Source organism: Robertmurraya sp. FSL R5-0851, assembly GCF_038002965.1.
Lineage (GTDB): Bacteria > Bacillota > Bacilli > Bacillales > Cytobacillaceae > Robertmurraya_A > Robertmurraya_A beringensis.
Genome location: NZ_JBBOOE010000002.1, coordinates 525,623 through 540,819, shown reverse-complemented (window position 1 = coordinate 540,819; position 15,197 = coordinate 525,623). Strand labels below are relative to the sequence as shown.

The window sequence follows — 15,197 nt, the reverse complement described above, 5'->3', positions numbered from 1 at the left end:
GGGGGGTTATAATGAACAAGGGAACCAGCGATGATAAAATTTCAGCCATTGTGAAAGATTTTTTTCATCACATTACCATTGATGATAAATTAAAAGAGTTCTTTAGCCAATTCGATCAAAAAAGAATTGAACACCATCCGAGTACATTCTATTCGCATTCATTTGGTGATGAAACGTATAGTCGAGAAGAAATTTCTAAAGCGCATCAACACATGAATATAGATGGAGAGCATTTTGAGTCAATGATTGATCATTTTATTCAATCTCTTCACTCACAAGGATTTGGAGAGGAAGATAAACAAAAAGCCAAGGAACACTTATTAAGCTATAAGAATGAGGTATTAGGGAACACACAGCATTGAATGAAAAAACCACATCATAGTTGATCTGAACCCAAAAAGTTAGACACGGGATTTAGGCAGCTACTAGGGCATGAGTTCGGTATTGCACCGGACTCATGCCTTTTAATTTTGCCTTAATCCGTTTGTGGTTATAGTAGTGAATGTAATTCTCTAATTCTACTTTGAAATTCTCCATAACTGCGTTATTTAAGCAATTCCCTTTACGTGACATGCTCTGTATAATCCCATTTTCTTTTAAAGAGTGTTGATACTTTTTCATCTGATAATGCCAACCTTGATCAGAATGGAGGATAGGGGTGTCACCCTCTTTTAAACGCTCTAAAGCTTTGTCCAGCATTTTCGAAACAAGTGGATAAACAGGACGCTTTTCTATGTTATATGCGAGGATTTCTCCGTTATATAAATCTAGAACAGGGGACAAATATAGCTTCTCCCCGTAAGGCTTGTAATTTTTTTAAATAAGCATTCTCCATACGTAAACGCTCATTTTCAGCTCGTAATGCTGCTTCTGATTCTTCTACTGGTTGAGGTTTATTCGTTTCCTTTTTCATTTGTGGACGCCCCTTTTGTGTTTGTATTAGGGCGTCAAATTTTATGTGTTTCAAAACTTTTTTTCCATTTTAGAATGGTACTATGTGATGCAATATTAAATATTGCAGTCGTTTCCCTTATAGACGCCCCTGTCTCTTCTATATAGTTCAGTACGTCTAGTTGGAACTATGTTGAATATGATGTATAGGGTTTAATAAAGGCATCCGGACCATGGTGTTCATATTGTTTAATCCAATTTAATAAGACTGTATTATGTACCACTATGCATTTCGTAATAGATTTTAACCCCTCCACTCCTTGTTGATAACGAATAACTGCTTCGATCTTTTCCTCTATGCTAAATTTAGCCATATAAAAACTGCACCTCCAATTGTTAGCTGTGTGTCTAACAATTGGGGTGCAGTTCAAGTGATGTGATTTTTTACTACGTTTTATGCCATAGATTCATCTACTATTTTTGCTAAATCGGTGTATTTATCAAAAAGTAAGGATCCTTTTCGAAAAATGGAAGGTTCAAAATCATCTTCCTTTGGTTCGAAAATCGGCATTTGAGCTATTAGATTCGTTCCTAATTTAGTTGCCAGTTGTTCGGATCCACCTCTTCCAAAAAGATAATATTTTATATCTAGATTGGGTGGTTGAAAGAAAGACATATTTTCCACAATTCCTAATATCTTATGGTTGTTTTGAAAGGCCATTTTTCCAGCTCGCTCAGCCACATGTGAAGCGGTAGGGTGTGGTGTCGTGACGAGGATTTGGTGTGAAGATGGAATGAGACGATTCACATCCATTGCTACATCACCCGTTCCAGGAGGCATGTCTATAACAACATAATCTAATTCTCCCCAAATCACTTCATTAATAAATTGGTCGATCACTTTTCCAAGCATGGGTCCTCTCCATACGACAGGATCATTATTTTGAACAATAAAACCCATTGACATAATTTTAACACCATGGGATTCAACGGGGATAATCTTATTATTCATAGATTTGGGTCCATGGCTAATATTCATCATACTAGGGATAGAACTTCCATAAATATCAAAATCGATTAACGCAACGTTCATACCCATCCTTCTTAAGGCGACGGCTAAATTGGCGGATACGGTAGATTTACCGACACCTCCCTTACCTGAAATAACGGAAATAACTGACCCTGATAACACTTATTAGACACTCTCCTTTATTGACAATGTTTCATGGAATAACGAATATGTTGGATCCAACTTTCCCAATTTGTCATGATATAGGCAGGTTCACCATTCGACAGATAACCTAGAAAGCTCTTGGAATCATCTACTGTCCCTTTGGTAATTATATGAATATGTGTAATCACATCGTGAAGAATAGTATATTCTTCTAATTGTAATTCACTTGAATACTCAATGACTATCTCGTTACCCTGTTCTAAAACATGTCCAATGATTTTATCCGCCTTTGATAGATAAATCTCGAAGCCATCTTTCCTTTTTCTTCGAAGAAAGGGCGAGTCCAAAGCAAAGCTAGTTGTATCAAAGAATGTAACCGTTGTTCGTAACAAGAAATCATTCTCCTTTTCACGTAGTCTTTAAAAGTATTGACCATTTAAAAAATGATTAACCATCCATTTGTACATCAGTTTCAAAGATCATAAAGGTATTCCAGGTCGTTGTGCATCTTCTCTAACTATTTGAAAATCTTGAAGGGGCTGCAATTTATATGATTTCTTACTAGTTGATATTAAATCAGCCCATTTAGATGGAACATATGGTCACAATGATATTTATATAGGTGTACCAGCTTCATAAATCGAAATGGAATAAGAGAAATTGTTGAGTTAGATTTGAACGAAGAAGAAAAAACAAAATTTGACCATTCTGTTAGTGTTTTAAAGTCCTATATGGGTCCTGTAAATCAACAATAAACAAGTAATAAGCAGAAGAGCTATTTTCTCTTAATTTGTATAGGAGATAAGTAGCTCATTAATCTTTGTAGCATTATCATTGAGTTGAACTTTGTAATTTTTAAAAAACCAAAAGGCTCCCGTAAAGAAGTCTTTTGATGTATCCAACCATTCTTTTTGACAAATATCTAACATAAATAAATAAATAAATAAACTTCTTCCATGTTAATGCAGAAGCCTTTATAGAGCTACCTTTTGAGGAGCTCCTTAGGTGCTGACTCCTGACCGGTGCTTGAAGGTTAAGAGGAGGGATTAACGCAAGCTACTTCATCCTATACTAAATTTGCACATACCAAACAACCTTCCAACTGCACTGTTTGGAAAGTTTTGGACTTATTTTTATGCATTTTAACTAGGTTAAACACTGGAAAGCCGATTTACTTTTCAAAAGTGCATATATCCAGTGTAAAAGTTTAATTGCACAAGCGATTACAGCGACTTTAAAGGGTTTTCCTTCTTCACGTTTCTTATCATAAAACTCTCGTAGTTACTTATTTCTAGGGATGATTTCATCTGTTGTTTTCATTTTACGACAATCACGTATGGCACTTCTAACAGCCAAAAACAACGCATGCCTTAGTCTACTAGAACCCCTTTTGGAATTCAATTTAAAGTACCTTTGAATGTACCAGATTCAAAGACCATGGATCAATTCCTGCAAAAGCCACCAGTTTCTTAGGGTGATTAACCGCAATTAAGTTATCCTGGTCGTATACTATTTCATCTGATCTCCCACCAAAGTAACGGAAAGCATTTTCATGGCAACGTATGGTATCTTTTGTTGTGAAAGGTCTATGTTGCCATTCCATGTATTTAAAACGTGAGTGAGCTAAAACAAAGGCTATAAAGTATAATTTCACCTCTTTTTTCTCGGTTGTTTTCTGCTTTGTCATTCCCCAATCGACTTGTATCTGTTTTCCCATAGGCTGTTCAGTAATAGCCTCATATTGACGAACATATGATTTTTTCTCTATTTGGTAAACTTCCCGAACCTCACTTACATATAAGCGAACGGTACTATCTCCCACACTAATATCAGGATATCTTTCTAACAGCCAGTCTTTTATCTGTGAAGCACTTAAATGTGGATATTCTTCCAACCAAGCCACAATCCAATCTCTGTATTGATCTAGTTTCTTTGGTTTTCTGTAAGAAATACTTAAATAATCTCCGGTGTTTGTCAAGATAGTTGTCGCATTTAACTTGTTTACTAGTGTAAGAACGTAAGGGTAACTACCGCGCTTTGCTTGGTGGTCTTCTCATCAAAGAACAGAATTCATTCTGTTCTTTGATGAGAAGGGAATGGGTAGTTCAAGCTCAGTCGCAGTGGGGCTATTTTGTTCCATCCTTTTCTATCTTGTCCTTTATTGGGTTTAAAGCCACTGAATCATGTGCACTCCAGTCTCTAGTTGAGCGCGTCCAACGTTCTGGATGCTTTTGTTTCGCTAGTTCATAAACTTCTTTGCGCTTTTTCAGTATCCCAATATGCGCACCTGTATGGCATTGTTCTGGCGTCACAAAATTTATACCACTGTGTAAATGTATACAGTTATACCAATTCACAAATCTTAATGCCCATTCACGTGCAGCCTCAAGTGTTTCAAAGCCTCTGTACGGGAATTCAGGTCGATATTTCAGAGTCCGAAACATTGCTTCAGAATAGGGATTGTCATTACTTACTCTTGGTCTTGAATAAGAGCTTTGGATCCCTAATTTTTCAAGTAATACCTGAAATGTTGCGGCTTTCATGGGACTGCCATTATCGGAATGTAAAACGAGTGGTTTACCTTGGATTTTTTCACTAATAATCGTCTTCTTCATTAAATCTTCAGCGTGTTTTGCCTCCTCTGACTCCCAAATCTCCCAACCTACGATTTTTCTACTAAAAATATCGATAATTAAGTAGAGTCGATAAAACAAGCCTTTCACCGGCCCTTTTAACCACGTTATATCCCATGTCCATACCTGGTTTGGGGCTACTGCTAAATGACTTTCTGGTAATCTACCCTCGGGCTTTTTGCTTCTTCCCCGATGATTTTGCATTTTATGCTCACGAAGAACTCTATAAAAGCTAGATTCGGAGGCGATATAAATGCATTGATCTGCTAATTTTGGCACGATTTGAGTAGGCGGTAGGTCTACAAATTCCTCTTTTTTAACAACCTCCAGTATCTCTTGTTTTTCCTCTATCGTTAATTTATTTTTTGGCTCTGGACGTAACGCAATAGGGCGTTGATCCTCCTTGATTCCACCTTCTGAAATCCAGCGTTCATAGGTGCGAACGCTAATGTTCAATTCTTTACACGCCGGGGCTAATCGCGCACCATTTTGGTTTGCTTCTTGGATGAGTTCTACTGCTAGTGCGCGATCTGACGGGCTGATCATTCGTCCTCTTGGTCCCCCCAGATCGCTTGGGCCTTTTTTCTTAATAGTAATAAGGCTGCAGCTTCTGCCAATGCTTTTTCTTTTTTACGCAAATCTTTCTCTAATGCCTTTCCTCGCTTTTTCTCCTCTTTTAATTCTTGATTTAACTGCTTTGTTTGACTAGATTCTCGCCCATTTGCATTAAGGCATGAATCTCGCCATGCGTCAATCTGTTCTTTATAAAGTCCCTTTTTTCGACAATACTCCGCTAGCTCCGCACCATTCATTGAGTATGTTTCCATAACTATGAGAAACTTATCTTCACTGCTCCAGTGTTCAGAACTTTGTCCATCTCCGGGTGTGGGGTTTCCAGATGATCTAGCCTCTTTTCTCCACTTGTAAAGCGTGGGTTCAGTAATGCCCAACTCTTCACTTAATTGGCCAACCGATTCATTAGTGGGGGGCATCATTCTCTTAATAATTGATGCTTTCTCTTCCTTTGTATAACGTTTACCATTATTACTTTTCATGTCGATCAACCTCCGTGTATGATTTAAACTATACACTAAAGTTCCCTACGACATCTATCCTAACAGAGGGGGTCTCTAACCTCCTCAAACTCCATTTCTAGAGATTTATAGACCGTAGGTCTTGATATCTTCAGCTCTGCTGCGATTTGTGCAATCTTAAATTTCTTCTCTCTTAGTTCACGGATTTTTAAATACAACATTAACCTGTCCTCCAAAACTATAACCCTCCAATAAACGAATAGAATTAGTTTTTTGGTTATGTACTTTTAATTGTTTTTGACTATTTTCAGAGGATATCTTTTTCATAACCAAAAACGGTTGTTTTCGGTACTTTAAAAATTGGAAATATAGAGTCGAGACTACAAAGAAATTAATATTTTATACTGTTATAAATTTTGGGGAGATTCGATTGTAAATATTATACAAAAGCACTATTATTGTATAGTAGTAGAAGGGAGTGATTTTATTAGGGGGAAATGTATTATAATGAATAAACCGTTATTAATTATTTTATCTACGTTAGTAATTCTTCTAACATTTTTTATCTTAACCAACTTACCACCAAGTAATATTGAAGTGAATTCTGATAGTTCCATTATTAAAGTAGCTATTCTTGACAGTGGAATAAATAATGACCTACAAACAAATTCCTTTAATGTTGTAAAAGAATTTAATACTTTTGATTCTAGTTCAAATGTTAATGATGATTTTGGGCATGGAACTGCTATTGCCTCAATACTAATTGATGTTCCTCAAAACGAAAAAATACAAGTTTATGATATAAAAGTGTTAAATGAAAAAGGAACAGGTGATGTAAAAAATCTTATTGCAGGAATTGAATGGGCAATGGAAGAAACGGTAGACGTTATTAATGTAAGTTTGGGTTTACATAAGGATAATCAAATGTTAGAGGATGTAATCAAGAAGGCTTTGCAGAAAGACATAATAGTCGTTGCATCATCTGGAAATAATCACGGTCTTTTCATAGATTATCCGGCAAGGTATAAAGGAGTAATTTCTGTATCTTCGTTAAAAAACAATAATGAAAAAGTTTTTAGTAGCGAATCTGGAAAGATTGATTTAGTTGATTATGGAATGGATATTGAAGCCATTAATAATAATGGTAAAACAGAAAATTTTTCAGGCACTTCCTTTGCTACTGCTAATGCAACAAGAAAAATAATTGCATTAATCTTGGCAGGAGAAATCCCTAAGTCAAATAATGAATTAATCTCGAATATAGAAGAAAATACAATCGATTTAGGTGCGAAGGGAAAGGATGAAAAATTTGGATTTGGATTATTAAAAGAATTAAACTAAGGGGATGATACAATGAATCGTAAATATTTTAAGAGTTTTATTTTATTAATAGTTTTCGCTCTCTTTATTTCGACAGTTCCAGCTAACTTTGCGTCAGCGGAAGAGACTACAGAAGATATAGTTAATACCGATGAATTGATAGAGGAAGAATTTGATAATACAGATATTACATCTAATAGCTATGACAATTATAATGAAGTTCATGACCTTCAAATTGAGGTGGATACAGAGGTTGAAGCTGAAGCTGAAATATCGCTAGATTACTCAACAAACGAAGGCCACTTAAGTGGAACTTTTGTTGATGAGAATGGCATTGAACAAAATGAAAATTATGAAATTAAAATTGACGGAGAAGAGTGGCTGTTAATAAACACAGTTACAAATGAAACATTTACAGTAAGTGATACAGAAATTAGTGCATCAGTATGGTGGATTCCTGTATTAATCTTAGTGGCGAAAATTGGAAAGTTGGCAGCGAAAGCAAAAAAACTAAATGTAGATGATGCTTTAAAGAAAATTCCCAAAAATACTGTAAAAATGGGTGACAAAGAATTAAAGAAAATTGTTGGGGATGTTCATGAGTTTAAAGGCGAATACGTACCAAGTGGTACGCCTGTTTCTCACTTTAATGTATATAAAGATAAGGATACAGGAAGATTATGGCTCTTTGAAAATCAAGGTGCAAAAAGGAAAATCCCTACATACGAAGTAGTTAAATAATAGGGGGAGAATTAAATGGGAACTACAAATTTATACTGCACTCTAACATTTCGTAGTGATACTGAGAAATTTAATTTAAGTGAGTTTGAAAATAAGGTTCGACTATATAAAAAACGGTCCTGGAAAATCGGAGATCTTCAACATCCAGAATATGAAGAATCTGCACGTGTAGATAGTTCAGCTGTTATAAAATCGGATACATCCCATAATTCTGATGGTACGGAGGTAATATCAGAATTCTTCAAATATTTAATTCTTAAAAAAGAAGAGATAATGAATCTGACACAGCAGTATAAAGCTTCACTATATTTTGATATTGTCATAAATTTAGAATCTGATGATTCACCTGTGGTGTCCTTAAATCAAGAGCATTTATGTTACTTAACTGAGATAGGTGCCTCTTTAAATTATTCGGTTTATGACTATAAATAAATTCTCTACTAAGAACAGAAACCTGCCTATAGGCGGGTTTTTTGTTCGAACTGGTTTTCACATGTTAACCAACTAGTGCACATATAATTTCAATTTACAGATTATTCAATATTCTAATCGAAAGATCTTATTCTTATCACCTTAGTATTCGGATGTAAAAACAGTTAATCTTGGTAGAAAAATTGGCACTGCTGGTGAAACAAAAATTAAAATAGTGATAGGGTATGATGGCATAATATGGACAAGTTATCCAGTAAAGTAGAATTAACTTACCAGTTTACAAGTGATGGTAATTCAATACCTAATGAGTTAAAAAATTCACCCTCTGTAGCTTTAAGAATCGAGGGGATATTAACGATTAAAATTAATAATACACTTTATTTCCAAGAGGACATTGCCTTGCTAGAGTTTTATTTATACCTGTTAAGATGGGAGCAGTTAATAAATAAAGGGAATTACAGTCAAGAATTTAAATTTTATTCTTTGGAATTCGATGAAGGTGAACCGATTATATCATTAATACCTTTCGGAAGTAGTGCAAGGTTAAAAACAATCTGGGAAGTTAATAAAGTTTATAATGTATTTGAATTAGATTATATTGTTAATGAGTTAATCAAACTAAAAGAAAGACTCGGCAATGATATTGAGAAACACTTCTCTGTTCGGTTACAAACATTTATAGGGAAAGTTCCTTTAAAAAATTTATAGAAGATATCGTTTAGAAAGCACTAATGATAACCAGAAATTAGGGCTTTTTGTCATTGTCACTATTACTTTTGTTTAAAAATAATGGATTTGTTGATATTTATTTTTAAGGAAGGGAGAATAATAATTAGTCCTTATATTTATTATTATATAAACAGGCCAAGACAGAGATGTGAAAATGTATCGGTATCGGAAGGTAGCAGTACTAAATAGAATCCTGTTTGTGGAGATACATATGAAGTTTAACCCACAAAGACTCTTGAACTGCTCCCTGATAAAATGCAGACTACTCGTGTGTATGCAAAGTTGTTTGACCATGCTCGGAAAGAGATCTATAATGAGTTCATGTAAAAAAATCCCCCTAATAATGAAAGGGGATCGATCGCATGTAACCTTTTAACGCTAATTGTCGACAGAATAGAAAACGTCTCAAACCGTTGGTAACACTGGGGTGAGACGTTTTCTATTGTTATAAATATCTTCGCAAAACTTCTATTAACACTAATGCCCCTTTGTAAACATCCTTATTGAACAAACGGGGCAGTATTGTTTAAGAACATTTTTTCACAAAGTTTTGGTATATCTAGCAAATGTTAAGTCAAAGAAGCTGAAGTTTTAACTTGAAATCACATAGATGTCTATATATAATATTATCATGATAAAATATGATGCAGCTTCAAAGATTGGGAAAATAAGAGACGCAGCCAACAAGTTAATTCTGTCGGAGATTGAGAAGCATGGAGTGGAAGGTATAGCCCCTTCTCATGGTGATATATTAATGTGTCTCTACAAGAAAAATGGATTATCCGTAAAGGAGCTGGCGGAGAAAATTCATCGCACTCAACCAACAGTAACTGTTCTGATTGATAAGTTAGTAAAATTGGGTTATGTAGAAAAAAGAAAAAATCAGGAGGATAGTAGAGTAACAATTATCACACTTACTGAAATGGGTAAACAATTGGAACCTATTTTTAAGGATGTTTCTAGGAAATTAAACCAAGTAATTTACGGCAGTTTATCTGTTTCTGAAAAGGAGCAATTGGAACAATTGCTAGATAGAATATTAAAAAGTTTTTAAATTTTTTTAGATTATTACATAGACGTCTATATTTTTTATCGGATACATAGATGTCTATGTAATATAGGGAGTGACATGTATGGAATTTAAAGAAAAGGTGTTAGCCCTACTGTATTGGTTGCCATTACTGGTCCTCTTGTCGGAATAACTGGTGAATATTTCGCTATGCCTTTCGGAATTATCTTATTTCTAGTTTTCTGGCTGTCCTCGTCTATGTAGTACTTGTTAGGAAGCCTAGACCATTGACCTCATCCGAAAATCAAATGTAATGATAAAGTTCAAAATTGAAAGGAGTCCATACAAGTGAAAGCTGTTGTATTAGAAAAAGCTTGTACTGCTCAGGAATTACTTGTACGAGAAGTGCCATTGCCAAAAGCAAAATCAGGTTGGGTTTTGGTGAAAATAAAAGCCTTTGGAATTAACCGTTCCGAAATCTATACGAGACAAGGTCACTCACCATCTGTGAAGTTACCACGAATAATTGGTATAGAATGCGCGGGAGAAATTGCTGATCCCTCCGATAGTTCATTCAAAAACGGACAGAGGGTTGTTTCATTAATGGGAGGGCTTGGACGTGAATTTGATGGAGGATATGCGGAATATGCACTTATTCCTTCCACTCAAATTTACCCAATCAACAATAAAATGGACTGGGTAAAACTAGCGGCTATTCCAGAAATGTACTATACAGCTTATGCCTCGTTATTTGATGTGTTAATGCTAACAAGAGGGGACACCCTTCTCATACGGGGAGGTACCAGTTCGGTAGGATTGGCTGCATTACAGCTAGCCAAAAGTATCGGAACGACGGTTATTTCCACCACCCGAAATAAAGAAAAGGTGGAATTGCTAAAACAATATGGTGCTGACATTGTCTTATTGGATGACGGATGTATGCAACACCAACTACACGCCTCTTTTCCTCATGGTGTAAACAAAATATTAGAACTAGTTGGTACGGTCACTTTAAAGGATTCATTGAGATTGCTTGGAGAAAAAGGTGTTCTTTGTATGGCAGGACTTTTAGGAAACGAATGGGAATTGAATCATTTTGAACCTATGATAGATATTCCTTCTGGTAGATATTTCACCCAGTTTGACAGCGGAGTAAATTTTAAGAAGACATTGCTAACGGATTTATTTCAACATATTGACCAGCATCAAATTGAAGTACCTATTGCAAAGGTGTTTACCTTAGAGGAAATTAGCCAGGCTCACCTCCTTATGGAAAGTAATAGTGCCAATGGCAAAATAGTAATTGTGAATCCTTAAACAAACTGTGTTAGTTAAGGGGAGGGTAATATTGAATAGTAATATATGGTTTCAAATAATAGATTACTTTAATGGTAATTTTGAGACTTTTCTAATTGCTTTAAGAGAACATCTAGAGATTAGTATATTGACATTGATCATTGCAATGATGATTGGAATTCCAGGAGGGTACTTATGTGCCAAGCATAGATTCATGGAGAAATACTTTATTTCAATCTTTCAGGTATTAAGAATTATACCAAGCTTAGCTATTTTATTTTTATTCGTTCCGATCATTGGCACGGGAATTAAACCTGCAATCATTGCTCTAACTTTGTTAGCTATCCCTCCTATCTTAATGAATACCATAGTTGGTATAAAAGAGGTTCCAGGATTTATGTTAGAAACGGCTCATGGTTTGGGCATGTCAAATAAGCAGGTGTTAAGGAGGGTTACATTTCCTTTAGCTATGCCTTTAATCTTAGCTGGTGTAAAAATGGCAATGATTGAAGTTATTGCCAGTCCCACACTGGCAGCAAAGATAGGCGCAGGTGGGCTTGGTGGAATTATTTTTACTGGCTTAGGTTTAAATCGTATGGATTTGCTTATCGTCGGTGGAGTCTCTGTTGGAATGGTTTCTATTTTAGCGGGGGTCTTTCTAGATATTATCGAAAGAAGTCTATTGAAATTCAAATATGTTAAATAATAGGGGGATGAAAAATGGAAATAGGAATGAAAAAATTTCTTGTCGGAATTATTGGGATTGCTTTAACACTCGGATTAGTTGCTTGTGGCAATAGTGAGGGAGGCAGTATTGGTAGTGGAGAAAAAACCATACGTGTAGGAACAAAAGATTTTACAGAAAACTTAATCGCAGGAGAATTATATTCCTTAGCACTTGAAGATGCAGGTTATGAGGTCGAACGAGTTCCGAATATTGCTGGTTCTGTGATTCATACATCACTTATCAATGATGAAATAGATATGTATCCTGAATATACGGGTACAGGACTATTAACCATTTTAAAAAAGGATTTAATTACTGATCCAGAGGAAGTTTATAAAACGGTAAAAACGGAATATGATAAGCAGTTTGATGTGACTTGGTTAGATTATTCTCAAGCTAATGATGGTGCAGGTTTAGTTATTCGAACAGATATATCAAAAAAGTATGGAATTACAACAATTACAGATTTACAGAAACACGCTAGTAAACTAAGATTTGCTTCACAAGGAGAAGTGGATCAAAGAGAGGATGGCATTCCTGCGTTAGAAAAGGTTTATGGGAAATTTGATTGGAAATCTTCCAAGGTTTACGATAATGGATTGAAATATGAAGTATTAAGAAACAATGAAGCAGATGTAGCTCCTGCCTATACCACAGAGGGTCAATTAGTAAATACAGATGAATTTACTCTATTAGAAGATGATAAGAGAGTATGGCCACCTTATAATTTAGCTCCTGTTATCCGCAATCAAGTATTGGAAGCAAATCCAGAAATTGCAGATGTCATAAATAAGGTAAGTGCCACACTTGATACAAAAACCATAACAGCATTAAATGCCAAAGTTGATGTTGATAAAGAAGAATATGAAGAAGTAGCAAAAGAGTATTATGAATCAATCAAATAATTGATTCTGGAGGGAAATTATGGCTCAAGTAGCAATTGAAATGACGAACGTAAGAAAAAAATTTAAACATGCCACTTCTAATGCGGTCGATCATGTTAGCCTCACCATAGAAGAGGGGGAGTTTATCACAATATTAGGTTCATCAGGGTCTGGAAAAACGACTTTGTTAAAAATGATTAATCGGTTATATGATCCTGATAGTGGTTCTATAAAGTTATTTAATGAAGACATTTCAAATGTAAATCCAGTTATGTTAAGAAGGGAAATAGGGTACGTTATTCAGCAAGTAGGATTATTCCCTCACTTAACTATAGCCGAAAATATTGCTACCGTTCCAAAACTATTAAAATGGAGTAAACGGGATACAGTAGAGAGAATAAATGAATTGTTAACTCTTGTAGGACTAGAACCAAGCGAGTTTAAAGATAGATACCCATCCCAATTATCAGGAGGACAACAACAAAGGGTCGGACTGGCAAGAGCATTGGCTATTCATCCAAATATCATGCTATTGGATGAACCTTTTGGAGCCATTGATGCGATTACTCGGTTGAATCTACAGGATGAACTTTTACGAATTCACGGGGGATTGAAAAAGACTTTCCTACTTGTAACCCATGATATTAACGAGGCGTTCAAATTGGGGACAAAGGTTATTATTATGAACAATGGAAGGGTATGTCAGTTTGATACACCAAGAAATATTGTAGCTAATCCTGCAAATGACTTTGTTTCTTCTCTCATTACATCGTCAAGAAACCAGGAGAGTTTCTGGGAGGGGTTGCTTTGATAGAATATGCTATCAATTATCCAGATAAACTAGGAAGTGCCTTATTAGAACATATGGTCATTGTGAGCGTTACTTTATTAATTTCATTAGTAGTAGCATCTATTTTGACCATTCTCTGTGTCCATTCAAGAGTACTATCTAAAATGGTCATTTATTCGTTTTCCGTTATTTATTCCATTCCTAGTCTAGCAGCTTTTGCTTTGTTAATCCCTATAACAGGCTTAGGACAAATAACGGCTATCATTGTTTTAGTCATATACAATCAGTATCTATTATTACGAAATTTTATGACTGGATTGGATGAAGTGGATCCCACCATCACTGAAGCAGCAGTTGGAATAGGGATGAGCAATATGCAGGTATTGTTTAAAATTAAACTTCCATTATCGAAGAAAGCCATATTTACAGGTATTCGTCTGGCAACTGTCTCTACGATAGGAATTGCAACGATTGCTGCTACCATCAATGCAGGTGGGTTAGGAAATATTTTATTTGATGGCCTTAGAACAGTAAATACGGATAAGATCTTGTGGGGCAGTTTATTAGCAGCGTTTCTAGCAGTTGGTTCCAATGACTTATTAAGTAGAATGGAAAAAAGAATCTAAGAATCATAAAAAGGTGCTTTTCTCTAATTTGTAAAGGTAGTAGTAAAAGGAGAAATGAGCAAAGATGGATATAATCATAAACAAAATTACTTCTAGAAAAATCCTTACTGAAGCAAAGGGTTACTTGGATATTGGATTTACCCATTCTTTAAATCCGTATAGTGGTTGTGCATTTGCTTGTAAATACTGCTACGTAAGAGAAATGCCTATACAAAAGTTCAAAGAAATGCCATGGGGAGATTGGCTGGACATAAAATCAAATGCCGCAGAGAATTACAGAAAAGAAATCATCAAACTTCGTAAGAAAGAAGCTCCAATAAATATCTTCATGGCTTCTGCAACGGATCCATATCAGCCCATTGAACGGAAGGCTCGAATTACCAGGGGGATATTAGAAGAAATGATCGAAAATCCTCCTGATTTCCTTCAAATTCAAACTAGAGGACTACTTATCATAAGGGACCTCGAACTGTTAGTAAAACTAAAAGAAAAGTGTAGAGTCTTAGTGTCGATGACCATCGAGACTGATAGAGAGGATATAAAGCGAATCTTTGCTCCGTATGCGCCAGGAATCCGATTACGGTTAAAAGCTCTAAAACAAATTCATGATGCAGGAATACCCACACAGGCCTCAATTTCCCCTGTTTTGCCATTTACACCTGAATTTCCCAAATTATTGGAAGGGATGGTGGACCATATTTGGATTGACACCCTTAGTATTGGAGATGGTTCTATGGGAAAACGTTCAGAAAGGCTAGGTATGCCTGACCTATTTGATGAGCATGAACTATCAGAATGGTACCGTTCGGATATACATGCCAGAGTGGAGAAATATTTTCAGAAATACTTTCCTAGAGATATGGTTCGAGTTTCTAAGCAAGAAGCATTTCCACATAAAAACTAAATTGATA

17 protein-coding genes and 7 pseudogenes are annotated in these 15,197 nt (G+C 35.5%); 14 read left to right on the top strand and 10 right to left on the bottom strand.

Translation table 11 applies throughout. The features are described 5' to 3' along the window. Window positions 1-11: 11 nt before the first annotated feature. Complete coding sequence (locus MKX65_RS26920; protein WP_340906928.1) at window positions 12-362, top strand: globin domain-containing protein; 351 nt, start codon at window positions 12-14, stop codon at window positions 360-362. Between the two features lie 52 nt (window positions 363-414). On the opposite strand, the pseudogene MKX65_RS27290 reads toward MKX65_RS26920, so the two are convergent. From MKX65_RS27290 to MKX65_RS26905, 6 genes and pseudogenes are all read right to left on the bottom strand, one after another. Further along, window positions 415-798: pseudogene (locus MKX65_RS27290) on the bottom strand (DDE-type integrase/transposase/recombinase); the annotation flags it as partial. Next, window positions 758-913: a hypothetical protein gene (locus tag MKX65_RS27285; protein WP_445677968.1), complete on the bottom strand. Its 156-nt coding sequence runs from the start codon at window positions 911-913 to the stop codon at window positions 758-760. The gene MKX65_RS27285 and the pseudogene MKX65_RS27290, both read right to left, overlap by 41 nt. A 34-nt stretch (window positions 914-947) precedes the next feature. Further along, window positions 948-1,034, bottom strand: a complete 87-nt coding sequence (locus MKX65_RS27280; RefSeq protein WP_445677974.1) for a hypothetical protein — start codon at window positions 1,032-1,034, stop codon at window positions 948-950. A gap of 45 nt (window positions 1,035-1,079) precedes the next feature. Continuing rightward, entirely contained in the window at window positions 1,080-1,265 is a 186-nt protein-coding gene (locus MKX65_RS27275; protein ID WP_445677967.1) for a hypothetical protein, read from the bottom strand. An 80-nt stretch (window positions 1,266-1,345) separates the two neighbouring features. Continuing rightward, window positions 1,346-2,083: an Mrp/NBP35 family ATP-binding protein gene (locus tag MKX65_RS26910; RefSeq protein ID WP_340906927.1), complete on the bottom strand. Its 738-nt coding sequence runs from the start codon at window positions 2,081-2,083 to the stop codon at window positions 1,346-1,348. 17 nt (window positions 2,084-2,100) lie between these two features. Beyond that, window positions 2,101-2,457 carry a hypothetical protein gene (locus tag MKX65_RS26905; RefSeq protein ID WP_340906926.1) on the bottom strand — a complete coding sequence of 119 codons (357 nt, stop codon included), beginning with the start codon at window positions 2,455-2,457 and terminating at the stop codon, window positions 2,101-2,103. Window positions 2,458-2,641: 184 nt separating this feature from the next. Here MKX65_RS26905 and MKX65_RS26900 point away from each other — a divergent pair. Continuing rightward, window positions 2,642-2,820: pseudogene (locus MKX65_RS26900) on the top strand (L-lactate dehydrogenase); the annotation flags it as partial. A gap of 391 nt (window positions 2,821-3,211) precedes the next feature. Here the strand turns inward: MKX65_RS26900 and MKX65_RS27270 are convergent. The 4 pseudogenes from MKX65_RS27270 to MKX65_RS26885 all read right to left on the bottom strand — a co-directional run. Beyond that, window positions 3,212-3,545, bottom strand: a pseudogene (locus MKX65_RS27270) (transposase); the annotation flags it as partial. Beyond that, window positions 3,543-4,004 (bottom strand): annotated as a pseudogene (locus MKX65_RS27265) (IS21 family transposase); the annotation flags it as partial. The pseudogenes MKX65_RS27270 and MKX65_RS27265, both read right to left, overlap by 3 nt. Before the next feature lie 187 nt (window positions 4,005-4,191). Further along, window positions 4,192-5,753: pseudogene (locus tag MKX65_RS26890) on the bottom strand (IS3 family transposase). A 74-nt stretch (window positions 5,754-5,827) separates the two neighbouring features. Continuing rightward, window positions 5,828-5,953, bottom strand: a pseudogene (locus MKX65_RS26885) (helix-turn-helix domain-containing protein); the annotation flags it as partial. A gap of 286 nt (window positions 5,954-6,239) precedes the next feature. Between MKX65_RS26885 and MKX65_RS26880 the strand changes: the two are divergent. The 12 genes and pseudogenes from MKX65_RS26880 to MKX65_RS26830 all read left to right on the top strand — a co-directional run bounded on the left by MKX65_RS26880 (window position 6,240) and on the right by MKX65_RS26830 (window position 15,190). Further along, window positions 6,240-7,073, top strand: coding sequence for a S8 family peptidase (locus tag MKX65_RS26880; protein ID WP_340906923.1), 834 nt, complete (start codon window positions 6,240-6,242; stop codon window positions 7,071-7,073). Between the two features lie 12 nt (window positions 7,074-7,085). Next, window positions 7,086-7,793, top strand: coding sequence for an SAR2788 family putative toxin (locus MKX65_RS26875; protein ID WP_340906920.1), 708 nt, complete (start codon window positions 7,086-7,088; stop codon window positions 7,791-7,793). A 15-nt stretch (window positions 7,794-7,808) separates the two neighbouring features. Further along, window positions 7,809-8,225, top strand: coding sequence for a DUF4279 domain-containing protein (locus MKX65_RS26870; protein ID WP_340906918.1), 417 nt, complete (start codon window positions 7,809-7,811; stop codon window positions 8,223-8,225). A gap of 148 nt (window positions 8,226-8,373) precedes the next feature. Beyond that, a pseudogene (locus MKX65_RS27260) lies at window positions 8,374-8,487 on the top strand (SAR2788 family putative toxin); the annotation flags it as partial. Next, a complete protein-coding gene (locus MKX65_RS26865; RefSeq protein WP_340906916.1) occupies window positions 8,463-8,933 on the top strand; it encodes a DUF7878 domain-containing protein in 471 nt (156 codons plus the stop codon). The pseudogene MKX65_RS27260 and the gene MKX65_RS26865, both read left to right, overlap by 25 nt. A gap of 631 nt (window positions 8,934-9,564) precedes the next feature. Then, entirely contained in the window at window positions 9,565-10,008 is a 444-nt protein-coding gene (locus tag MKX65_RS26860; protein ID WP_340906915.1) for a MarR family winged helix-turn-helix transcriptional regulator, read from the top strand. 303 nt (window positions 10,009-10,311) lie between these two features. Continuing rightward, entirely contained in the window at window positions 10,312-11,280 is a 969-nt protein-coding gene (locus tag MKX65_RS26855; RefSeq protein ID WP_340906914.1) for a zinc-binding alcohol dehydrogenase family protein, read from the top strand. 31 nt (window positions 11,281-11,311) lie between these two features. Continuing rightward, complete coding sequence (locus MKX65_RS26850; RefSeq protein ID WP_340906913.1) at window positions 11,312-11,965, top strand: ABC transporter permease; 654 nt, start codon at window positions 11,312-11,314, stop codon at window positions 11,963-11,965. A 14-nt stretch (window positions 11,966-11,979) separates the two neighbouring features. Further along, complete coding sequence (locus MKX65_RS26845; protein ID WP_340906911.1) at window positions 11,980-12,891, top strand: glycine betaine ABC transporter substrate-binding protein; 912 nt, start codon at window positions 11,980-11,982, stop codon at window positions 12,889-12,891. A 19-nt stretch (window positions 12,892-12,910) separates the two neighbouring features. Further along, window positions 12,911-13,681 (top strand): ABC transporter ATP-binding protein, encoded by a 771-nt coding sequence (locus tag MKX65_RS26840; RefSeq protein WP_340906910.1) that lies wholly within the window; start codon window positions 12,911-12,913, stop codon window positions 13,679-13,681. Then, window positions 13,678-14,286 carry an ABC transporter permease gene (locus MKX65_RS26835; RefSeq protein ID WP_340906908.1) on the top strand — a complete coding sequence of 203 codons (609 nt, stop codon included), beginning with the start codon at window positions 13,678-13,680 and terminating at the stop codon, window positions 14,284-14,286. The genes MKX65_RS26840 and MKX65_RS26835 overlap by 4 nt, the downstream gene beginning before the upstream one ends. Before the next feature lie 64 nt (window positions 14,287-14,350). Further along, window positions 14,351-15,190 (top strand): SPL family radical SAM protein, encoded by an 840-nt coding sequence (locus MKX65_RS26830; RefSeq protein ID WP_340906907.1) that lies wholly within the window; start codon window positions 14,351-14,353, stop codon window positions 15,188-15,190. Window positions 15,191-15,197 lie beyond the last annotated feature (7 nt).